Source organism: Streptomyces sp. NPDC014882 (assembly GCF_043081325.1).
GTDB lineage: Bacteria > Actinomycetota > Actinomycetes > Streptomycetales > Streptomycetaceae > Streptomyces.
Genome location: NZ_JBIBWL010000006.1, coordinates 1 through 23,216, shown reverse-complemented (window position 1 = coordinate 23,216; position 23,216 = coordinate 1). Strand labels below are relative to the sequence as shown.

The 23,216-nt window shown below is 72.9% G+C and carries 12 protein-coding genes and 2 pseudogenes; 11 read left to right on the top strand and 3 right to left on the bottom strand.

Annotated elements, in window-relative coordinates; translation table 11 throughout:
* Positions 1-78: 78 nt before the first annotated feature.
* Positions 79-198: pseudogene (locus tag ACF09K_RS16060) on the top strand (IS481 family transposase); the annotation flags it as partial.
* Here ACF09K_RS16060 and ACF09K_RS16055 read toward each other — a convergent pair.
* Positions 156-257: pseudogene (locus ACF09K_RS16055) on the bottom strand (deaminase); the annotation flags it as partial. The pseudogenes ACF09K_RS16060 and ACF09K_RS16055 overlap by 43 nt on opposite strands.
* Before the next feature lie 305 nt (positions 258-562).
* On the opposite strand from ACF09K_RS16055, the gene ACF09K_RS16050 reads away from it, so the two are divergent.
* Positions 563-2,290, top strand: a complete 1,728-nt coding sequence (locus ACF09K_RS16050; RefSeq protein ID WP_392243980.1) for a protein kinase — start codon at positions 563-565, stop codon at positions 2,288-2,290.
* Positions 2,291-2,336: 46 nt separating this feature from the next.
* Here the strand turns inward: ACF09K_RS16050 and ACF09K_RS16045 are convergent, their stop codons facing one another.
* Positions 2,337-3,014 (bottom strand): hypothetical protein, encoded by a 678-nt coding sequence (locus tag ACF09K_RS16045; protein ID WP_392243978.1) that lies wholly within the window; start codon positions 3,012-3,014, stop codon positions 2,337-2,339.
* Positions 3,015-3,268: 254 nt separating this feature from the next.
* On the opposite strand from ACF09K_RS16045, the gene ACF09K_RS16040 reads away from it, so the two are divergent.
* From ACF09K_RS16040 to ACF09K_RS16020, 5 genes are all read left to right on the top strand, one after another.
* A complete protein-coding gene (locus ACF09K_RS16040; RefSeq protein ID WP_392243976.1) occupies positions 3,269-3,676 on the top strand; it encodes a YciI family protein in 408 nt (135 codons plus the stop codon).
* Positions 3,677-3,684: 8 nt separating this feature from the next.
* A complete protein-coding gene (locus ACF09K_RS16035) occupies positions 3,685-4,830 on the top strand; it encodes an RNA polymerase sigma factor (RefSeq protein ID WP_392243974.1) in 1,146 nt (381 codons plus the stop codon).
* 296 nt (positions 4,831-5,126) lie between these two features.
* Entirely contained in the window at positions 5,127-7,433 is a 2,307-nt protein-coding gene (tap, locus tag ACF09K_RS16030) for a telomere-associated protein Tap (RefSeq protein ID WP_392243972.1), read from the top strand.
* A 12-nt stretch (positions 7,434-7,445) separates the two neighbouring features.
* Complete coding sequence (gene tpg, locus ACF09K_RS16025; RefSeq protein WP_392243971.1) at positions 7,446-8,003, top strand: telomere-protecting terminal protein Tpg; 558 nt, start codon at positions 7,446-7,448, stop codon at positions 8,001-8,003.
* A gap of 439 nt (positions 8,004-8,442) precedes the next feature.
* Entirely contained in the window at positions 8,443-9,387 is a 945-nt protein-coding gene (locus ACF09K_RS16020) for a DMT family transporter (protein WP_392243969.1), read from the top strand.
* A gap of 28 nt (positions 9,388-9,415) precedes the next feature.
* Here ACF09K_RS16020 and ACF09K_RS16015 read toward each other — a convergent pair whose 3' ends face one another.
* Positions 9,416-11,221: a B12-binding domain-containing radical SAM protein gene (locus ACF09K_RS16015; protein WP_392243967.1), complete on the bottom strand. Its 1,806-nt coding sequence runs from the start codon at positions 11,219-11,221 to the stop codon at positions 9,416-9,418.
* A gap of 439 nt (positions 11,222-11,660) precedes the next feature.
* Here ACF09K_RS16015 and ACF09K_RS16010 point away from each other — a divergent pair, with 439 nt between their 5' ends.
* The 4 genes from ACF09K_RS16010 to ACF09K_RS15995 all read left to right on the top strand — a co-directional run.
* Positions 11,661-12,275: a helix-turn-helix domain-containing protein gene (locus ACF09K_RS16010; protein WP_392243965.1), complete on the top strand. Its 615-nt coding sequence runs from the start codon at positions 11,661-11,663 to the stop codon at positions 12,273-12,275.
* Between the two features lie 5 nt (positions 12,276-12,280).
* Positions 12,281-13,681 carry an MFS transporter gene (locus tag ACF09K_RS16005; RefSeq protein WP_392243963.1) on the top strand — a complete coding sequence of 467 codons (1,401 nt, stop codon included), beginning with the start codon at positions 12,281-12,283 and terminating at the stop codon, positions 13,679-13,681.
* A gap of 317 nt (positions 13,682-13,998) precedes the next feature.
* Entirely contained in the window at positions 13,999-20,775 is a 6,777-nt protein-coding gene (locus tag ACF09K_RS16000) for an amino acid adenylation domain-containing protein (RefSeq protein WP_392243961.1), read from the top strand.
* Positions 20,776-20,823: 48 nt separating this feature from the next.
* A partial coding sequence (locus tag ACF09K_RS15995) for a condensation domain-containing protein (protein WP_392243959.1) occupies positions 20,824-23,216 on the top strand: 2,393 nt, incomplete at its 3' end.

The window sequence follows — 23,216 nt, the reverse complement described above, 5'->3', positions numbered from 1 at the left end:
GAGGGATCTCGAACGGGCGAGGGCCTTCCGGCTTCGGTGTGGATGGCGACATCTCCACCGAGCACCGGGAAGGCCCTCCTGCCCCACCGTGATGCACCCCTGACCGAGACCGGCCGTCTGCGCCTGGCCCGCTGCGTCGTCGAGGACGGCCGGCCCTTGCCCCGGGCCGCCTCCCGCGCCCGTTCGAGGACCGTGACGGGGCCGCCGCCGACGGAGGGGAACGTGGTGTCGGACAGCGTGGACGACGGACGCTCGTTTCCACGGCGCGGTCGGGAAACGGCCCCGTCTGCGGTGCGGCCGTGCCGGCGCCTGCCGGCGTCCCCGGCCGTGAAGGTGCCGTCCAGGTACCCCTGTGCGCAGGGCTGTCGGGCCGTCCGACCGTCGAACTGCCGTACGGGAGCTGGAGTATGATCCGGTCACCGGATCTTCCGCGGTGAGACGGCGCACCAGCCACCTACGGCGAAGCGCGGGCGGCGCGTACCACCGCGAGCCCTCGGTCCACGGTGGGCAAGCGCGCGGCGGTCGTGCGGCCGGACAGATCGTTCCAGGAGGAATCCCGCGCATGCACCCGCTCACCGACGCCGATCCGGACCGGATCGGCCGCTACCGTCTCACCGGCCGCCTCGGGGCGGGCGGCATGGGCACCGTCTACCTCGGCAGCACCCCCGGCGGCCGCCCTGTCGCGATCAAGGTCATCGGCGGTCAACTCGCCCACGAGGAAAGGGCCCTGGAACGGTTCCGTCGTGAGGTGGACACCCTGCACACCGTGCGGAGCGCCTACACCGCCTCGGTCATCGACTGCGGTCTGGACACTCCGCCGTACTGGTTCGCCACCGAGTACGTGCCCGGCCCGACCCTGCACTCCGCGGTGTCCGCGTCGGGCGCTCTGCCGGCGTCGCTCTGCCGCAGCCTGCTCGCGGCGCTGGCCGAAGGGCTCTCGGACATCCACGTCCACGGAGTGCTGCACCGTGACGTCAAACCGCAGAACATCATCCTGTCCCCGGTCGGCCCCCAGCTCATCGACTTCGGGATCGCCCGGGAGAGCGGGCAGACCGCGCTGACCCAGGCCGGTCTCACCGCGGGCACACCGGGCTTCACCGCTCCCGAGGCCTTCGACGGAGAGGAAGTCGGCTTCGCCGCCGACGTGTTCGCACTGGGCGCCACACTGGCCTTCGCGGCGACCGGCCGGCCACCGTTCGGCGACGGCGCCTTCCCCGCCGTCGCCTACCGCACCGTCCACGGCGACATCGATGTCGAAGGGGTCGAGCCGGGACTCGCCGCGATCATCACCGCCTGCACCGACCGCGACCCGGCCCGGCGGCCGGCGCCCGGGCGGATCGTGGAGCTGTGCCAGTCGCACACCTCCCTGGCCGGCGACCCCGCCTACCAGCGCATCACCGCCCCCGCCACGACGCCGGGCGCCGCGGCCGGGGCCCCCGCCCTCGTGCCCACGCAACCGGACGCCTCCGGGACGGCTCCGGCCGCCCGGCCCCACGAGGCCCCGACCGTCCTGGCCGTGCTGCCCCCGGCCCCGACCCAGGCGTGGCCGACCGACGTCTCCCCGGCCTCCGACCCTTCGGGCGGGCACCCCGGTCCGCGGCGGCCGGCCGACACGGCATCCGGCCTGCCGGCCGCCTCCGGAGCGGACCGGAGTGGCCCCCGGCGCGCAACCGTCCTGACCGTCACGGCGGTCGCGGGCGCGGGCGTCCTGGCCGCCGCCCTGCTGGTGCTTCAGCCTTGGCAGGGCGAGAAGGAACCGGCCCGCGCACGGACCGGCACCGCGGCGAGCGCCACGGCCACGGGCGAGGCCACGGACAAGGACAGGACCACCGACAAGGACCAGGCCGCGGACGGCAACGCGGACGTGAAGCCGGATGCGACGGCGTCGCCGCAGGAGAGCGCCGATCCCGGCGCGGCGGCGGGCGGCGGCGAGGGGGAAGGCGAGGCCCAGGGCGTTCCCGCGGAGAAGGTGATCGGCGCCCCGATGACTCTGGGGCCGGGCGAGGAGGTCGCCGCGGCACGGATCCGGCTCGTCCTGCAGCCCGACGGCAACCTCGTCGCCTACGACGAGACCGGCCAGGCGCGTTGGGCGACCAGTACTCTCGGCACCGGCGCGCGCGCGGACTTCCAGACCGACGGCAATCTCGTCGTGTACGACACGCAGAACCAGGCCGTGTGGGCGAGCCGGACGAATGGGCACGAGTCCGCGGTGCTGAAGCTCCAGGCCGACGGCAACATCGTCATCCTCGATGGGGAGACCGTGCTCTGGGCCTCGGGCACGCAGCACTGAGGCCGTTCCCGCCCGTGCTCCCCGGCCCCCCCCTCCGCTCTCCGCCTCAGGGGGTGAAGACCTGCTCGAGACGGTCGACGGCTCCGTCCGCGCCGAGCCGGTAGCGGAAGACCAGACCGCTGTCGGGGTGTGCTTCCAGCCAGTCCAGGAATTCCTGGACACCGATCGGCTGGTTCTCGGTGCTCGCCACGACGGGGTTGGTGACGGTGACGTACGCGGCCTGGTTCATGGGCAGGTACGTCTCCTTGCCGACCGTCTCGAACGGCGCGCCGTCGGAGTCCGGAGTGCCGCAGCCCCAGTTGCCGTACCGGACGATCAGGCTCAGGGACCCGCCCTCGGGGGTGTAGCGGTAGACGGCGATCTCGTCCGGCGAGATCGGCATCCTGTGGTCGCAGCCGTCGTCCTCGCCGCCGGCTCCCGCGGAAGCCGGCGCGCCGGCGGCCGACGCCGCCGGCGAACCCGCGGAGGCCGCGGAGGCCGGGGGAGGGACGGCCTTGCCGGCCGCCGGCGGCGAGGTCTTCCCGGCGGGCACCGCGGCGGGGGACGCGGTCCCTCCGGCACCCTGCCCGTCCCCGGTCCGCGAGGGGGTGGCGGCCGGTGCCGCCGCGCCGCCCGCGTCCGGGGAGGCGGGGGAGCAGCCGGTGAGCGCCAGGACACCGGCGACACACGCGCCCAGGGCGAGTGTCCGCAACGCGACCGGTCCGCAGTGGCGTGTGGTCGTCATGAGAAGTCCCCCGTCGTGGCGGCGGCCGCCCGTGCGACCGTGTCAACCTGAGGGACCACAATCAGCCACACTCCGGTTCCGCCGCTCCCTTTCCGGGCGGTCTGTTGCGAATCGGTGACCGCTCGGTGACCGACCCCGATGGTCCCGAGATTTTTCCCCGCCGGTCCTCCGGCGATGTCGAGAACCCGTGTCCGGCTCCGTCCCCGGGGTGAAGGCGGCCACCATGGGTCGCACGAGTACCGAGGAGAACCACGATGGCCAAGTACCTGTTGCTGAAGCACTACCGCGGCGCCCCGGCGGCGGTCAACGACGTACCGATGGACCGGTGGACGCCGGAGGAGGTCTCGGCGCACATGCGGTACATGAACGACTTCGCGGCCCGGCTGGAGAAGACCGGCGAGTTCGTCGACGGCCAGGCGCTCGCCCCCGAGGGAACCTGGGTCCGCTACGACGGTGAGGGGCGGCCGCCGGTCACCGACGGGCCCTTCGCCGAGACCAAGGACCTCATCGCCGGCTGGATGGTCATCGACGTCGACAGCCACGAACGCGCCGTCGAGCTGGCCGGGGAGCTGTCGGCCGCTCCCGGCGCGGGCGGCAGGCCGATCCACGAGTGGCTCGAGGTGCGCCCGTTCCTGACCGCGCCGCCCACCATCACGGAGTGACCCCGTCCATGGACACAGCCCTGCTGCGCAGCCTCACACCGGGCGTGCTCACCGTCCTCGTCCGCCGCGGAGCCGACTTCGCGGCGGCCGAGGACGCCGTGCAGGACGCCCTCGTCGAGGCCCTCCGCGTCTGGCCCGCCGACCCGCCCCGGGACGCCAAGGGCTGGCTGGTGACCGTGGCCTGGCGCAAATTCCTCGACCAGGCGCGCGCCGACACCGCCCGCCGCCGGCGCGAGGACCGCGTCGAGGAGGAACCGGCACCCGGCCCGGCGCCCGCGGCGGACGACACGCTCCAGCTCTACTTCCTGTGCGCCCACCCCTCGCTGACCCCGGCCTCGGCGGTCGCGCTCACCCTGCGCGCCGTCGGCGGGCTCACCACCCGCCAGATCGCCCAGGCCTACCTGGTGCCCGAGGCGACCATGGCCCAGCGCATCAGCCGGGCCAAGCGCACCGTGGCCGGTGTGCGCTTCGACCGGCCCGGCGACGTCGCCACCGTCCTGCGCGTCCTCTACCTGGTCTTCAACGAGGGCTACTCCGGTGACGTCGACCTCGCCGCCGAGGCCATCCGCCTCACCCGGCAGCTCGCGGCCCGCGTCGACCACCCCGAGGCGGCCGGGCTGCTCGCCCTCATGCTGCTCCACCACGCCCGGCGCGCCGCCCGGACCGCGCCCGACGGCAGCCTGGTGCCGCTCGCCGAGCAGGACCGCAGCCGGTGGGACACCGCGTCGATCGCGGAGGGCGTCGCGATCCTGCAGGCGGCCCTCGCCCGCGACCGGCTCGGCGAGTTCCAGGCCCAGGCCGCCATCGCGGCCCTCCACGCCGACGCGCCCACCGCCGAGGAGACCGACTGGGTGCAGATCGTCGAGTGGTACGACGAACTCACGCGCCTGACCGACAGCCCCGTCGTCCGGCTCAACCGCGCGGTCGCCGTCGGCGAGGCCGACGGGCCACGCGCCGGCCTGGCGGCCCTCGCCGAACTGGACGCCTCGCTGCCCCGCCACACCGCGGTGGCGGCCTACCTCCACGAGCGCGACGGCGACCTGGCGACGGCGGCACGGCTGTACGCCGAGGCCGCCCACAAGGCACCCCACCTCGCCGAACGCGACCACCTGATACGCCAGGCCGCCCGCCTCAACGCCCGCCGCCCCCGCTGACGGCTCACGCCCGGCTCCCGCGGCACCGGGCGCGCCCGCGGCTCGGACCTCCGGCGCGGTGCGGCAGGGCACCGAGCTTTTCGTGACGGTCGTGGTCGTGTCGGAGGAACCCGCGTCCGCTTCGGAGCGAAGCTGCCGCACCGGCGGACCGAGATGCCGACGTCCGCCCTCGACGTGCTGCGCTCCGGAGCGGGAACGACGCCGGACCGACCGCGAACCTGATCCGTACGCCATCCGTACGGTGAAATTACGCCCTGCGTACGTTTGGCGGGATAGGGTGCGGTCAGGAGGTGCCCATGTCCGAGTTGTTCGACGCGGTCGACGCGCTGGTCGCGTCCCGCTCCCCCCTGCCGTCGGCGGAGGAGCGCAAGCGGCTGCGGGTCGCGCACGGCCTGACGCTGGACGAAGTCGCCGCCGCGCTGAGGGTGCGCCGCGCCACGGTGTCCGGCTGGGAGTCGTCCAGGAAACCGACCGAGCCGCGCGGCCCGGAACGCGAGGCGTACGCGCGACTGCTGGACAAGCTCGCAGAGCTCTACCCCTCTCGCCCGGTCACGGAAGACCCGACCGCCCCGGCGGCACCGACCACCCCCCTCACCGCCGCGCCCGGCCCGGCTGAAGCACGTACCGAGTCCCCGGGACAGGCACCCGAGGCCGCAGCGACGACTGCACCCGAGACCGCAGCGACGACTGTCCCCGAGAACTCCCCGACCGGTCCTGCCGCAGCTCCGGCGGCCGCGCCGCGTCCGGCGCACACCGTCGGATCGACGCAGACGCAGACGCAGACGCAGACGCAGACGCAGACGCAGACGCCGACGCAGACGCCGACGTCGCGCCGTCCGGGCACTCCGGCGGGCACCCCGGCCGGCGGCACCGACCCGCGGTTCGAGAACGGGCCGCTGGCGGTCGTGGACATCGACGCCGACGGGCAGGTGCTGGCGTACTGCACCGGCGGCCTGGTCCTGGACGTGCCCGCCAGGTCCCTGCCGTCCCTGGTGGACTGGACGCTCAAGGAGGCGAAGCTCGGGCAGCCGAAGCTGTCCGGCCCGGGCAAGGACTCGGATCCGCTGCTCGTGCTCACCGAGGCCGCGCTGCGGCGCTACGGCCTCCCCGTCGCCCTCACGGACGAGGAGCGGCTGGCCGGGCGGATCCCGGAGGGCCACAAGGTCGTCAAGCAGCTGGCGCGCGCCGACTGGAAGCTGACGAAGCGCGGGTTCGGGCCGTGGGCGCGGATCTACCGCCCCGCGACCGGTTCGGAGCGGGCCTGCGTGCAGCTGTGCATCCCGTCCTGGCACGCCCTGGACACCCGGCACTGGGGCGAGGCCGCGCAGCTCCCACCGGACGGACTCGCCCGCGTGCTGGGCGTGTACGCGTCCCGCGTGATGACACCGCGCGGCTCGACCGCCGTGACCGGCCTGGAGCTGATGACCGCGCTGCACCCGCCGACCCGCGCCTCCGGGCCCGACGCGGTGGGGAAGCGGCACTCCGAGCACAACCCCGGCTCATTGGGCAAGGACCCGGTCGACTGCGCGCCGTGCGAGGCCCCCGACGGACACCCCCTCCTGGCGGACCTGCCGCGCTTCCACGTGCGCGGCCCGGGGGAGAAGCTGTTCGAGGAGGCGTACGACTGGGCCCGGCCCATGACCGACGCCGAGTGCACCCTGCGCCACCTGGTCGGCATCGACGTGAACATGGCCTTCGCCGCCGGGGCCAACGGCCTGGTCGTCGGCCTCGGCGCACCGACGCACGTCACGCATCCGGTCTTCGACCCGAAGCTGCCCGGCTCCTGGCTGGTCGACCTCTCCCACGTCGACCTGTCCCGCGTGAGGGTCGGCAAGGAGCGGGTGGAGCTGGACGGCACGCTGCTGCCCTCCCCGTTCACACCGAAGGGCGACCGCCCCGAGGGCCCGGCCTGGTACGCCACCCCCACCGTCGCCTACGCGGTGGAACTCGGCTACGACGTCGCGCCGACCGAGGCGTACGTCCGGTACGAGAACGGCCGCTACCTGGACGCCTGGTACCAGCGGCTCCGGGACGCCTTCCTCGCCACGATGGCCGACCTCGGTGTGCGCGCGGACATGGCGCCGGCCGAATTCCTCGCCGCGATGGACGGCTGGCGCGGGCGTGACCCGGAGCTGGCGATGGTCGTGGACGCGGTCAAGGCGACCGTGAAGGGCGGCCTGGGCAAGCTGCGCGAGCGCCCCCGGGGCGAGGGCTGGCGGCCCGGCCGGCCGTGGCGCGCCCTGGCCCGCCCCACCTGGCGGCCCGACATCCGCGCGGCCGTCATCTCCCGCACCCGCGTCAACCTCCACCGCAAGATCGTCAAGCACGCGGCGTTCACCGGCCGGTACCCGGTCGCGATCCTGTCCGACTGCGTCGTCTACGCGGCCGAAGGCCCCGGTCCGCTCGACTTCCTGCCCTACCGGGACGGCAAGCCGCTGCCCGGCGGCTTCAAGCTCGGCATCAACCCGGGCCTGGTCAAGCACGAGGGCACCCAGAGCGTCCTGTGGGGCGAGGAGGTCCGCGAGAGGTTCGACGCCCCGGAGCTCAACCTCGCCCGGTACATCAAGGACGGCGCCGTCACCGACGTCGACGACGGAGAGTAGGAGAAGGCGACGATGACCCTGTTCGGGGACGGCCTGGACGCCGCGGTGCACAAGGCGTTCACCCGCCCGGCGCCCAAGAGCGCGGGTGCGCAGATGCGGTACCTGGTCAAGCAGCTCAAGAGCACCAGGGCCGTCGCCCAGATGCTGCGCGTCTCCCAGCGCACCGTCGAGCGGTACGTGAAGGGCCAGATCAAGAAGCCCCGCCCCCACCTCGCCGCCCGCCTGGAGCGCGAGGTGAAGGCCCGGTGGCAGCCGCAGGTCCGCGCCAGGGTCCGGCAGAAGGCGGCCACCACCGGCGGCATCGTCGTCGACACCCGCGCCCGCCTCGGCTACACCGCACCGATCGGATCGACGGACCAGGACCGCATCCGCCACCTGACCGTCGCCCTCCCGCCCCACCACGCCGCCCGCCTCTTCGACGCCAAGGAAGCCGGCGCCGACGACCAGCAACTCCGGCAGATCACCGCCGAAGCGCTCAAGGAGGTCTACTTCCAGGACGGCGGCCGCCGCGCCGGCCAACTGGAGGAGGTCCGGTTCACGGACATCGAGCACCTGGAGTTCGACCTGTAGGGGCCCTCGCCCGAACGGCCCGCGAGCCCGCATCGTGTCCGCCGGACGCCGGACGCCGGACGCTCACGAACGCGCCGCCCCGTCCGACGACGGTGAAGCGCGCGGGCCCCCGATCGGCGCGGGCGCGGCGGGCGGGCCCACGCGGTGGCACCCCGCCGGACAGCCGCCCGTGCCGGGAACCACGGCACTCGCCCCGAGGCCGGGAACCCCACGCGTGCGTGGCCCACGGCCGCTCCGGCAGTCCCCCGTCCGACCTCGGTGAAGACCGAGGTCCGGGGCGACGCCGTACCCCCTTGGCCGGTCCTGCCCGGCTGGTCCTCCCCGGCTGGTCCTGTCCGCTGACCGGAAAGCGCGGGTCCACGCGAGGCGCCTCCCTACGATGCCCCGGGTGGTCGTACGTCGAGGGGCCGTCATACGCCGACGGCGGGTGGGAGAGCACGTGGACGCTCGGGACAGTCGAGCCGGCGCCGCGGCGCCGGGGCAGGAGCACGACGCCGCGGCGCGTCCGGCGCACCGGCTCAGGGCCACCGCGATCGGCGCCGGGGCCGTGCTGCTGTGGGCGTCGCTGGCCCTGTTCACCACGCTGACCGGGCGGATTCCGCCGTTCCAGCTCACCGCGATGGCGTTCGCGGTGAGCGGGGCCCTCGGACTGCCCCGGGCGCTGCGCGGCGGCGGGACGCTCGTCCGCGCGGTGCCCCGCGGGGCCTGGGCGCTCGGCGTCGGCGGCCTGTTCGGCTACCACTTCTTCTACTTCGTGGCCCTGCGTGAGGCCCCCGCGGTCGACGCCGGCCTCATCGCCTACCTGTGGCCGCTGCTGATCGTCGTGTTCTCCGCACTGCTGCCGGGTGAACGGCTGCGCTGGTGGCACGCGGCGGGCGCGGTGCTCGGCCTCGGCGGCACTTTCCTGCTGGTCACGGGCGGGCAGGGGGTCCAGTTCCGCGGGGAGTACCTGCCCGGGTACGCGGCAGCCGCCGTCTGCGCGCTGGTGTGGTCGGCGTACTCGGTGGCCAACCGGCGGTATCCGCAGGTCCCGACGGACATGGTGGCGTTCTTCTGCCTGGGCACCGCGGTGCTCGCGGCCGTCTGCCATCTGCTGTTCGAGGACACGGTCCGGCCCGACGGCGGCCAGTGGCTCGCGGTGTTCGCGCTGGGCCTCGGGCCGGTCGGCGGCGCGTTCTACGTCTGGGACCACGCCACCAAGCACGGCGACATCCGCCTCCTGGGCACCCTGTCGTACTTCGCCCCGCTGCTGTCCACCGCCCTGCTGATCGCGACGGGACGGGCCGACGCGAGCTGGCCCGTCGCCGCCGCCTGCGCGCTGATCACCGGTGGCGCCCTGCTCGCCTCGGCGGACGCGCTGCGTGCGGCGCGCCGCCGGGGCTGAGCAGGCCGCCACCCGCGTCGCGGACCCGTCAGGCGTCCACGGGCCAGGTCCCGCGGCGGACCATTTCGGTGACCCTGTCGGCGCCGTTGGCGCGCACCAGCAGTTCCAGCCGCATGCGTTCGATGTCCTCGGCGCTCCACTTCTCCGTCGCCATGGTCGCCTTCTCGTGCGACCAGCCGTTGTCGTAGTGGCGTACGACGTAGTCCTTCTGGAAGTCCCACATCCTGGTGCCCGGCAGCGGGGTGACGATGAAGGGGTTGGCGTACGCCATCCCGTGGCCCATGAGCGTGACCGCGTAGTCGATGGTCTTCTCGATCTGCTCCAGCGACTCGACGTACGGTTCGCCCCCGGGCCGCTCGGGCGGGTTGACGAAGCCGAGCATGAAACCGCCGGTGACCTGGATGCCGTACTCCGTGAACATCTCCACGATCTCGCCGGTGGCCTTCTGGAAGGCGTTGAGACGGGGCTTGCCGGACTGTTCGAGGCTGTCCTCGTTGGCGCTCTCCACCGCGAGGTAGACGCTGTAGCAGCCGCCGTCGGCCATCGCCCTGATCAGGTCGCGGCAGGTCAGTCCGGAACGCATCGCGGACAGGATGTTGCGGAAGTTGGGGTTGCGCCGCTCGGCGTCGTCCATGCCGTCCGCGAACTTCTCGCCCAGGTGCAGCAGGACGAGGTTGAACAGGCTCAGGCCGCCCTCCTCCACCCACGGCAGGTCGTGCTTGCGCAGCAGCTCGAAGACGCGCATCGCGTACAGCGGGTCGTGCAGCAGATGGTCGTCCTCGAGGAGCACCTCGGTCACACCCTGCCGGGTGATCTCTGCGAGGTGCAGGTCGAACCAGTCGATGCCGAGCGCCCGCCAAGGGCCGTTCACCATCGGGATGTAGCAGAAGTCGCAGCCCACGTTGCAGCCGATGGTCGAGAAGATCTGCGCCCACGAGCCGTGGTCGCGCACCCGCTTCCCCGACGAGTGGTACGCCTGCTCGTACTGGCGCATGTCCAGCATCCCGAAGTCGGGCAGCGGCATCATGCCGAGCCGCTGGTCCAGCCCTTGCCGCTTCGGCAGGATGCGCATGTACGGCGACTTGGCGGTGGTCCGCACCACGGCGAGGTCGGCCCGCCGGTAGGCGACGCCGGGCACCGCGTCGATGTCGCCGCCCTCCTCGGTCAGCGCCCGCAGCAGCGCGGTGAAGGTCTGGTCGGCCTCGTTGATGACGACGTGGTCGAAGGGGGAGTCCGGTACGGCGTACTGCCAGTCGCCGCTGGGATGGGCGCCGCCCGTCACCGTCACGATCGCCGGGTCGACGTCCTTGACCAGGTCGGCCAGGGCGCGCGCGTTGCCCCACTGGACCGTGTAGATGCACTGGACGCCCACGACGTCCGGCTCGAACTCCTCGATCACCGAGCGCAGTCGGGAGTCGTCGAGACCGTAGCGGACCAGGCTGCTGCCGCCGCCGAGGTCGACGAGCCGGTGTTCCTGCTCCCAGCCGGCGAAGGGCGAGTCGACGATGCGGACGTCGAAGCCGGCGAGGCGGGCGTTGGCCGCGATGCGCAGGAGTCCGATCGGGGTGCCGGCCCGCTTCATGACCTCGAAGGTGTCCAGGCCGAGCGCCCGGAAGCTGCTGCGTTCGGGGGAGGGCTCCACCACCCGCGTGTACGAGGGCACGACGAGCAGGACGCGGGGCGCCTCGCCGCGGGCGCGCCGCCGGGTGCCGGAGACCGAGGTGCGCAGGGAGGGCCTGCCCAGATGCCGCAGGGGCGGGCGCTGGGGGGCGCTGGAGAACTTGACGACCGGATTCTCCACGACCACGGGCAAGGGGGGTACGGCGTGAGTCACGAGCGCTCCTTCTGACCGGTTGACCAACTGACCGATGCGAACGGGAGTTCGCTCACCATCGTGGTGTGCCTCACACCGCCGCGAGAGGCGTTCCCCGGAAATGGCGTGAACCGGGCCCCCGGGCCGGACGGCACCCCCGCGGACCGGGGTGGCACCGGGACCTGTCGGATCCGAGGCGACGGCACGGACCTCGCCCGCCGCCCGGCAGCGCGGTTCCTCACCCGGGCGCGAGCCCGACGACAGGGCCCGCCGGCTCCCGGCACGCGGCGGACCCGACCCGGTCGCCGGCCGGCGAACTGCTCACCCGTGCCCGCACGTACGCGCCGGCCCTGGCGCCGACGGACCCGCGGACCGACGGAATCCGACCGTCCGTCAAACGCACAGAAGTCTGTGCACAGAAGTCTATGCAAAGAAATGTGTGTCAACTAGCCTGGGGCGCATGGAACATCCCGAGCAGCCCTCCCAGGTCCAGCTGAACGCCCGCAACCTGCGGGGCGTCGCCCATCCGCTACGCGTGCGGATACTGACGGTCCTGCGCACGGAGGGGCCGGCCACGGCCACCACGCTTGCCCGGCGGTTGGACCAGAACACCGGCGCGACCAGCTATCACCTGCGCCAGCTCGCCGAGTACGGCTTCATCGTCGAGGCGCCGTCCCGGGGAGGCCGCCGTGAGCGCTGGTGGCAGGCCGCGCACGTCAACACGGTCGTACCGGACGACTCGGTGCTGGCGGGCGGAGAGGGCCTCGGCGTGGCCTACCTGCAGGCCCTCGGCAGGGTCTGGTCCGACGCGATGACCACCGCCATCGAGGAGACCGCCTCGCTGTCACCGGAATGGCGCGAAGCCCAGGACTTCGGCGACTACGTGCTCACCCTGACCCCCGCCGAGGCCAAGGAACTGTCGGCGGACCTCCACCGACTGCTCCGCCGGCGCAACTCCTCCCCGCAACCGGCGGGTTCGCCGCTTCCCGAGGGCGCGGCGAGGGTCGCCTTCCAGTTCCAGTTGTTCCCCACCGGTGTGGACCGGCCCATCTCCCACCCCTCAGACCCGGAGTGAGAAAGATGACCTCTCGGCACACAGCCGCCCAGCAGGCGGCGGACAGCGGTACGCGCACGCCCTCCCCGGACGCTCCGACCGAAGGGCCCCGGGTCCTTCGCGGACTGGTCGGCATGCTGTCGGCCAACGCCGCGGCCCTGTCGGCCAACCGGGTGCTCTCCATCGCCCTGCCCTGGTTCGTCCTGACGACGACCGGCAGCGTCGGCAAGACCGGTCTGGTCGCCTTCTGCCAGATCGTGCCGTACGTGATGGCCCAGGCGCTGGCCGGACCGATCATCGACCGGATCGGCCCCAAACGCATCAGCGTCGCCGGCGACGTGGCCTCCACCGTCGCGACGGCCGCCGCCCCGTTGCTCTACCTCACGGGAAACCTGTCCTTCGGCCTGCTGCTGGGGTTACTGGCCGTGGTCGGTGCGGCGGACGGCCCGGCCAACGGGGCCAAGGGGCTCTTCGTGCCGGCGGCGACCCGCGCGGCCCGAGTGCCGCTGGAACGGGGGACCGGACTGTCAGCGGCGGTCGAGCGGACCGCGACGACCATCGGGCCGGCCATCGCCGGCGTGGTCGTCGCCTCCTTCGGCAGTCTCTACGCCCTGTGGATCACCGCTTGCCTGTTCGGCGTGTCGGCGCTGGTGGTCTCCACCACCCTCACTGACCCGGCGCCCGAGCCGCACGAGACGCCGGTCGAGGAGGCCGAGGGCTACCTCTCGCGGCTGCGCCAGGGCGCCGTGTTCCTGCGCGATGCCAAACTGCTGCGGTCCATCGTGTGCATGCTCGCCGTCACCAACATGCTCGATCAGGCCTTCATGTCCGTGCTGCTGCCGGTCTGGGCGAAGGAGACGGGCAACGGCGCGGGGGCCGTGGGCCTGGTGGTCAGCGTTTTCGCCGCGACGTCGATCGTCGCCGCGCTCGTGGCCGCGGGAGTGGGCGAGCGGCTGCCGCGGCGCACCGTCTACCTGATCGGCTTCACCCTGGGCGGCGTCCCGCGCTTCGTGGCCATGGCCACGGGCGCGCCCCTGTGGCTGGTGCTCGCGGTGCTGGCGCTGGGCGGCCTGGGGTCCGGCTTCGTCAATCCGATCGTCGGGGCCGTGACGTACGAGTTGATTCCCACCCCGCTGCTGGGCCGGGTCAAGACGCTGGCCCAGGCCGTCACCTGGGCGGGCATCCCGTTCGGTGGGCTGCTGGGCGCGGGACTGGTGACGGTGGCGGGCACCTCGGGCGCCCTGTGGATCGTGGGCGGGCTCTACCTCGTCGCCATCGGCGTGCCGGCCCTGAACCCGGGGTGGACGGACATGCGCAAGCGGACGGTGTCCGACGTGAACCCCGTCAGCGCCGCGCACGAGAAGCGGAGCACGGCCGGTACGGCTTCCGAACCCGGGGCGGCGGAGGTCACCAGGGCAGCCGCCTGAGCCGCGAAACGCGACCGGCGCCGGCCGGGGCGGTCCACCGCCCCGGCCGGCTGCCCGCTTCCACGAGGCGCGCGGGACTCCGCCCGGCTGATGAACGCCCGAGCACCCACGGCCGAACGACGGAAGCACCCACGGCCGAAGGACGGAAGCACCCACGGCCGAAGGGCAGAAGTGCCCACGGCCGAAGGGCAGAAGTGTCCACGTCCGGCGGGCAGAAGTAACCAGTTATCTCCTCAAGACCGCTCTGCGAGCATCGGATTCGGCTGAGTTTCCGAGGGGCTTTCACGAACGGTCGACGACGAGGAACTGGTGAACACATGACGATGAATCCGACGATGGCCGCGGCCCCCGGACAGGTGGCCGAGCAGGGCGTTCTCTCCCCGGCCGAGGCCCGCATCGCCACCGTGTGGAATGCGGTGACCGGCATCCAGGTGACTTCGGCCGAGGACGAATTCTTCCAGCTGGGCGGAACCCGCTCGCAGGTGACGGAAATGGCCCGCCGGATCGCGGAGGAATTCGGTTCGGAATTCGGCGCGGAACCGTTGCCCGAGCCGTTGACGGTGCGAGCGGTGGCGTCCTTCCTCGCGGAGGAGGCCCTGCTGAGGGCCCGCCGGCTGTTCGAGTCGCCCGACTCCGACTCCCCTGCCGAGGAGGCGGCGGACGTCATGGGCGCTCTGATGGCGGCCGGGGCTCCGGACGACACTCCGGTCATGTCCCGCGCGCCCCGGGACGGGCGCCCGCTGCCGCTGTCGTTCGCGCAGCGCCGACTGTGGTTCCTGGACCAGCTGGAGCCCGGCCGGGCCGAATACCTGATTCCCATGGGACTGCGCATCCGCGGCCCGCTGGTCGTCCCGGCGCTGCGTGCGTCGCTGTCGGACCTGGTGGCCCGGCACGAGGTGCTGCGCACCCGCTTCGTCAGCGACACGGACGGCAGCCCCGGCCAGGTCGTCGACCCTCCCCGGCCGCTTCCCCTCGCCGTCCACGACCTGCGATCCGTCGCCGGGGACCACGCGCGCGAGGAGGCGGCCACCGCGCTCGTGGACACCGAGGGCTTCCGCCCGATGGACCTCGGCACCGGACCGATGGTGCGCGCGCTGCTGATCCGGCTGGCCGACGAGGAGCACCTCCTGTCCCTGACGGTGCATCACATCGCTTTCGACGGCTGGTCGGCGGGGGTCCTGTCGCGGGAGCTGACCGAGCTGTACGGCGCGCGGGTCGCGGGCAGGGCTGCCGACCTGCCCGAACCTCCGCTCCAGTACGCCGACTTCGCGGTCTGGCAGCGCCAGTGGTTCACCGGTGACGTGCTGGCGGATCAGCTGGACTACTGGCGCGGCCGGCTGACCGGCGTCGAACCGCTGGAACTGCCCACCGACCGCCGGCGTCCGGCACGGCACAGCGGCAAGGGCGCCATGCTCACCTTCCGCGTGCCCGCGGAGACGGCCGACGGCGCCCGCAGGCTCTCCGAGGAGACCGGCGCGAGCCTGTTCATGACCCTGCTGGCGGTCTTCCAGGTGGTGCTGTCGCGCTACAGCGGCCAGGAGGACATCGCGGTCGGCACCCCGATCGCGGGCCGCAACCGGGCCGAGATCGAGAACATGATCGGCTTCTTCGTCAACACGCTGGTCCTGCGCACCGACCTGTCCGGCGACCCGGCGTTCACCGAACTGCTGGCCCGGGTCAAGGACACCGCGCTGGGCGCCTACGACCACCAGGACCTGCCCTTCGAGCGGGTGGTGGAGGAGCTGGCGCCGCAGCGGGACCTGTCCCGCAATCCGCTGTTCCAGACCATGTTCGTCCTTCAGAACACCCCCGACAGCCGGTCGTGGGAACTGCCCGGCCTGACCGTGCGGCAGCTCGACGTCACCGCCCAGGACTCCAAGTTCGACTTCACCTTCTACGCCACCGAGGCCGCCGACGGCGCCCTGGACGGCACCGTCGTGTACTCCACCGACCTGTTCGACGAAGCCACGATGGCACGGCTCGCCGGGCACTTCGAGACGCTGCTGGCCGCCGCCTGCGCCACCCCGCAGGCCCGGCTGTCCGAGCTGGAGATGCTGACCGCCGCCGAGCGCCGGACGATCCTGCGCGACTGGAACGGCTCCGACACCGACGCCCCGGACACGCTGACCGTGACCCGGCTGATCGAGGAGCGGGCCGCTCGCCACCCGGACGCGCCGGCCGTGACGTGCGGCACCGAGCGGCTGACCTACCGGCAGCTCGACGAGCGGGCGGAGTGGATCGCCGGCCGGCTGCGCGAGCGCGGTGCGGGGCCGGGGACCCTGGTGGCGGTCTGCCTGGACCGCGGCGTGGACATGGTGTGCGCGCTGCTCGGCATCCACAAGTCGGGCGCGGCGTACGTGCCGCTGGATCCCGCGTACCCCACGGACCGGCTCGCCCACATGGTCGAGGACAGCGGCGCCCCGCTGATCGTCACCCGGTCCACGCACACCGGCCGCCTGCCCGCCCCCACGCCGACGCTGCTGCTGGACGGGTCCTGGGCGGAGCGGTCGCACACCGCCCCCGCCGGTCCGGTGGCGCGGACCGGTCCGGACGACGTGGCCTACGTGATCTACACCAGTGGTTCCACCGGTCGTCCCAAGGGCGTGCAGATCACCCACGGCGCGCTGCGGGCACGGATGCGCGAGACGTGCCGCGAGCTGGAACTCACGCCCGAGGACCGGGTCCTGCAGTTCGCGTCGATCGCGTTCGACTCGTCGGTGGGACAGATCTTCGCCCCGCTCGTCTCCGGAGCCGCTCTGGTGCTGCGCGACGACGCCTGGGACCCGGGCCGGCTGGCGGCGGCGCTGCGCGAGCACCGGGTCACGGTGGCGTGGCTGACCCCGTCGGCGTTCGGGGCACTGGCCGCCGACCTGGACGGGCCGGACGCGCTGGGCCCGGACCTGCGACTGGTCCGGCTCGGCGGCGAGGCGCTCCAGCGGGAGCAGGTCCGGGAGTGGTTCCGGCACTGCGCGGTGCCCCTGGTCAACGGTTACGGGCCCACGGAGGCCGCGCAGGAGGCGACGACCGCCAGGATCACCGGGCCCGTCGACCGGGTGCCGATCGGCCGGCCGGTCGCCAACGCGAAGGTCTTCGTGGTCGACCGCCACGGCCGGCCGGTACCGGTGGGAGTGCCGGGCGAGATGTGGATCAGCTGCCCCGGACTGGCCCGCGGCTACCTCGACCGGCCCGGTCTGACCGACGAGAAGTTCACCGTCGTGGACGTGGACGGCGCACCGCGACGCGTCTACCGCACCGGGGACCACGCGCGATGGCTGCCGGACGGGCGGCTGGAATTCGTGGGCCGTGCGGACAACCAGGTCAAGCTGCGCGGCTACCGCGTCGAACTGGGCGAGATCGAGACGGCGTTGCTCACCCACCCCGCGGTCACCGGCGCCACCGTCGTGCTCCGCGAGGACGTTCCCGGACTGCAGAGACTGGTGGCGTACGTGGTGTGCGCGGGATCCCTCGACGCGAGTGCGCTGCGCGCCCACCTCCGGCGCGACCTGCCGGACTACATGGTGCCCGCGGCCTTCGTGCCGCTGGAGCGCATACCCCTCACCCCGAACGGCAAGACGGACCGCCGGGCGCTCCCCGCCCCCGCCTCCGACCGGTCCGGACTGGACGCCGTGTACACCGCGCCGCGCACGGACGCCGAACGCACGGTGGCCGAGGTGTGGTCCGAGGTGCTGGGCGTCGACCGGATCGGCGTGCACGACGACTTCTTCGCGCTGGGCGGGCATTCGCTGCTGGCCACCCGGGTCGTGTCGCGGCTGCGCCGGCGGCTCGGTGCCGACGTCCCGGTGCGCACGCTGTTCAGCGCGCCGACCCCGGCGCTGCTGGCCGAGGCCGTGACGGAACTGGACGGCACCGGCGCGGAGCCCATCCCGTCGGCGCCACGCGACAGCGGTCCGCCGCCGCTCAGCTTCGCGCAGCAACGACTGTGGTTCCTGGACCAGTTGGATCCGGGCCGGGCCGAGTACCTGCTGCCCTTCGCCTTCCGCCTCCGCGGCCCACTGGACGTGGACGCCATGAACGCCGCGTTCACCGCGGTGGTGGCGCGCCACGAGATCCTGCGCACCCGGTTCGGCACGGACGCGGCGGGCTCGCCGGTGCAGCTGATCGACCGGGCGGGGCCGGTGCGGATGCTGGTACGGGACCTGCGCGGGACGGGTGACGCCACCACCCGCGAGGACGCCCTGGCGGAGGTGCTGCGCGAGGACGGACTGCGGCCGGTCGACCTCGGCACCGGACCGATGCTGCGCGCGCTGCTGGTGCGGCTGGCCGACGACGAGTGCGTCCTGGCGGTCACCGTGCACCACATCGCCTTCGACGGCTGGTCGGTGGGCGTGCTGGTGCGCGAACTGTCCGCCCGGTACGCGGAAGCCGTCTCGGACCGGTCCGGCGCGTCCGGCGCGTCCGACACGTCCGGCGCGTCCGGGCCCGGACCGCTGCGGGTGCAGTACGCCGACTACGCGGTCTGGCAGCGCGCCTGGTTGTCCGACGCGACACTGGAGCGCCAACTCACCTACTGGACCGACCGCTTGGACGGACTGGAGCCGCTGGAGCTGCCGACCGACCACGCTCGGCCGGCGGAGCGCGGCGGACGCGGCGAAGCGGTCCGGTTCTCGGTGCCCGCCGAGGTCGCCGCCCGTGCCCGCGCGGTGTCCGCCGAGAGCGGCACGAGCCTGTTCATGACGCTGCTGGCGGTCTTCCAGCTGCTGCTGGCCCGCTACAGCGGGCAACGGGACATCGCGGTCGGCACCCCGATCGCGGGCCGCAACCGGGCCGAGACCGAGGACCTGATCGGCTTCTTCGTCAACACCCTCGTCCTGCGCACCGACCTGTCCGGCGACCCGGCGTTCACCGAGCTGCTGGCCCGGGTCAAGGACACCGCCCTGGGTGCCTACGACCACCAGGACCTGCCCTTCGAACGCCTCGTGGAGGAACTCGCCCCCGAGCGGGACCTGTCCCGCAACCCCCTGTTCCAGACGATGTTCGCGTTGCAGAACGCACCGGGCGCGGACGCCTGGAACCTGCCGGACCTGTCGGCGGAACCCGTCGAGACCCCGGTACGGGACGCCAAGTTCGACCTGTCGATGTACCTCGCGGAGGCGGCGGACGGCACGCTGGACGGCGCCGTCGTCTACGCCGACGACCTGTTCACCGAGGACACCGCGCGCCGCATGGTCGGCCACTTCACCAACCTGCTGGCCGCGGCCACGGCCCGCCCGCACAGCGCGCTGTCCGAGGTGGAGATGCTGGACGCGAGTGAGCGGCACCGCATCCTCACCGAGGGGAACGACACCGCCGCGCCCGTCCCGACGACCACCCTGCACGCACTGTTCGAGCAGCGGGCGGCCCAGACCCCGGACGCGGTGGCCGTCGTCTGCGGCACCGAATCCCTGACGTACCGCCAGCTCGACGAGCGGGCCAACCGCCTCGCCCACCGGCTGCGCGCCGTGCCGGGCATCGGCCCGGACGTACCCGTGGGCGTCTGCCTGGAACGCTCGCTCGCCATGGTGTGGACGCTGCTCGGCATCCTCAAGGCCGGCGCCGCGTACGTGCCGCTCGACCCGGAGCACCCGGCGGAGCGGCTGGCGTACCTGGTGGCGGACTCCGGCGCACCGCTGATCATCACGGACACGGCGCATGCCGCCCTGCTGCCCGGGGACTCGGACCTGCTGGCCGTGGACCGGCCCGCCGATCTGCCGGACACCCTCCCCACGAAGGCGCCGGAACCCGTCGCGGAACCCGGAGACCTCTGCTACCTGATCTACACCAGTGGCTCCACGGGCCGCCCCAAGGGCGTCCGCATCGAACACCGCGGAGTGGTCAACTACCTGGCCGGCATGCAGCACGCGTTCCCGCTCGCCGAGGGCGAGGGATTCCTCCAGGCCACGCCGCTGTCCTTCGACGTCTCGGCGTACGAGATCTTCTGGCCCCTGTGGCAGGGCGCCACGGTCGTCCTGGTGCCCGGTTCCGACCGGCTCGACATGGCCGAGGTGTCCCGCCTGATGCGCGCCCACCGCGTGGTCGGCCTCCACTTCGTGCCGAGCCTGCTGGACCTGTTCGTCTCCCAGGTCCGGCCCGGGGACTGCACGCACCTGCGGTACGCCTTCGCCAGCGGCGAGCCGCTCCAGCCGACGCTGGTGAGCCGGTTCACCGAACGCTTCCCCGGTGACCTCGTCAACCTGTACGGCGCCACCGAGGTCTCGGTGGACACGACGTACTGGCGGGCCTCGCGTACGGACCCGGCCGGACCGGTCCGCGCGGGCCGGCCCATGGTCAATCAGAGCGTGTACGTCCTGGATCCGGACCGCCGTCCCGTACCCGCGGGCGTGCTGGGCGAGGTGTACCTCGGTGGCGACAGCGTCGGACGCGGTTACCACCGGCGGCCCGAGCTGACGGCCGAGCGTTTCGTCGCCGACCCGTTCCGCGGCGGCCGCATGTACCGCACGGGCGACCTCGGCCGGTTCACCGCGGACGGCGAACTGGACCTGCTGGGACGCATCGACCGGCAGGTGAAGCTGCGCGGTGTCCGGGTCGAGCTCGGCGAGATCGAGGCGACACTGCTCACCCACGACGCGGTCGGTGTCTGCGCGGTGGTGGTCCGGGAGGACACGTCCGGTGACAAGCGGCTCGCCGCCTACTGCGTGCCCGTGCCCGGCGGCACGGTGGACGCCGGCGCACTGCGCGAGTGGGCCGCCGGACGTCTGCCGCGCGCCATGATGCCGTCCGCGTTCGCCGTCCTCCCGCACCTGCCCCTCAACCGGAACGGCAAGGTCGACCACGCGGCCCTGCCGGCCCTCGGCAGCGACGGCGACAGCACGGCCGGATACGTCGCGCCGAGGGACGAGATCGAGGCGGAGATCGCCGCGATCATGGCCGCCGTGCTCGGCGTCGAACGCGTGGGAGTCCACGAGGGGTTCTTCGACGCCGGCGGTCACTCCCTGCTCGCCATCCAGCTCGTCAACCAGGTGGAGTCGGCGACCGGGGTGCGCATCGGCCTGCGACGCCTTTTCCAGTCACCCACCGTCATCGGTATCAAGCAACAGCTCATCGAACTGTTCGACGCGCAGGAACAGGATTCCTGAACCAGCGGCCCCCTGCCCACGCGACAAGACGGAAGAGGACGGAACATCATGGGCGAGAACTCGGTCGAGGCACGGCTGCTGTCCCGCATGCGGCGGCGCGCGGAAGCGACCCGCATCATACGGGCCGACCGTAAGGCGGGACCACTGCCGCTGTCGTTCGCGCAGCAGCGGCTGTGGTTCCTGGACCGGTTGACACCGGACAGCGCGGACTACCTGGTGCCGACGGCGCTGCGGGTGCGCGGCGCGTTGGACGTCGCCGCCCTGGGCACGGCACTGTCGGGTCTGGTGGCCCGGCACGAGGTGCTGCGGACGGCGTTCCCGGCGGACGACAACGGCACACCGCAGCAGGTGATCACCGCACCCTGGCCGGTGGACGTCACCGTCCACGACCTGCGGACCGAAGCGGACGCGGAGGCCCGCGCGGGCGAGGTGCTGCGCGCCGAGGCCACACGGCCGTTCGCGCTGGACGGCGGCCGGCTCCTGCGGGTGGACGTGGTGCGTGTCGCCGACGACGACCAGTATCTGCTGATCACGTTGCACCACATCGTGTCGGACGGCTGGTCGTCCGGGATCCTGGCGCGCGAGCTGCGTGAGCTGTACGCGGCCGCCGTCGCCGGACGCGAGGCGTCGCTGCCCGAACTTCCCCTGCAGTACGTGGACTTCGCCGTCTGGCAGCGGGAGCAGCTCAGCGGCGAGTCCCTGGAGGGGCAGTCGGCGTACTGGCGCGAGCGCCTCGCCGGGGTCACGCCGCTCGAGCTTCCCACCGACCACCAGCGTCCGGCGCTGCCGAGCGGCGGCGGTGACGTGGTCACCTTCTCGGTGCCGTCGGAGGTGACGGAGGGGCTGCGGACGGCGGCGAGCGGGCAGGGCGCGAGTCTGTTCATGGCGCTGCTGGCGGTGTTCCAGATCGTCCTGGCCCGCTACTGCCGGCAGGACGACATCGCGGTCGGCACCCCGATCGCGGGCCGCAACCGGGCCGAGACCGAGGACCTGATCGGCTTCTTCGTCAACACCCTCGTCCTGCGCACCGACCTGTCCGGCGACCCGGCGTTCACCGAGCTGCTGGCCCGGGTCAAGGACACCGCCCTGGGTGCCTACGACCACCAGGACCTGCCCTTCGAACGCCTCGTGGAGGAACTCGCCCCCGACCGCGACCCGTCCCGCAACCCGCTCTTCCAGACGATGCTCGTCCTCCAGGCGCCCGGCAGCGCGGAGGGCCGGACATGGGAGCTGGCGGGCACGCGGACCGAGCCGGTCGAGATCGAGCGGGGTGTCGCCAAGTTCGACCTGACGCTCACGGCGGTCGAGGCGCCGGACGGCCTGCGCGCGGCCCTGGAGTTCCGGACGGACCTGTTCGAGCGGGCGACGGTCGAGCGGTTGGCGGGCCACATCGCGACGCTGGCCGCGTCGGTGGCGGCCGCGCCGGGGGCTCGTCTGTCCGAGCTGAACATGCTGACGGTGGGGGAGCGGCGGGAGGTCCTGGTCGAGTGGAACGGGGTGTCGGGTCCGTATCCGGACACGGCGACGATCCATCGGCTGATCGAGGAGCGGGTGGCTGCCGATCCGGACGCGGTGGCCGTCACGCATGGCGGGCGTCAGTGGACCTTCGGGGAGATCAACGCGCGGGCGAACCGGCTGGCGCATCACCTTCGTGACACCGGGATCGGGCCGGACATGCTGGTGGCGGTCTGCCTGGAGCGGTCGCCGGAGCTGATCGCGACGCTGCTGGGCATCCTGAAGGCGGGGGCGGCGTTCGTTCCTCTGGATCCGGAGTATCCCGTCGACCGGATCGCCTACATGGTCGAGGACGCGAACGCTCCGCTGGTCGTCACCAGCACCGCTCTCGACGAGCGCCTTCCGCAGGGGCTTCCGCGTCTGCTGGTGGATACGCAGTGGCCGGCGGGTCCGGAGGACGACCCGGTGCCGGTGGCGTCGCCGGACGATCTGGCGTATGTGATCTACACGTCGGGTTCGACGGGCCGGCCGAAGGGGGTGGCGCTGGAGCATCGGGGGGTGGTGAATTACCTGCACTGGTGCGACCGCAACTATCCCGCCCGGATTCCCGGCGGGGTCGGGTCGGTCCTGTATTCGTCGGTGACGTTCGATCTGACGATCACGGCGTTGTTCCTGCCGTTGATCCAGGGCCAGCAGCTGGTGGTCCCGGTGGTGGGGCCGGAGCAGACGGCGTTCGACGCGGCGATCGACCTGATCTGCACCACCACCCCGATCAGTTTCCTCAAGGCGACCCCGTCGCATCTGGAGGTCCTGGCCGCGCACCTGGAGGCGCGCGGGGCGCGTCACCACATCACCACCATCGTGGCCGGGGGTGAGAACCTCACCCCGCAACTCGTCGCCCGGCTGCTGGAGGCGAGCAGCACGCGGACCACGATCAGCAACGAGTACGGGGCGACCGAGGGCTCGGTGGCCAACGTGATGAGCCT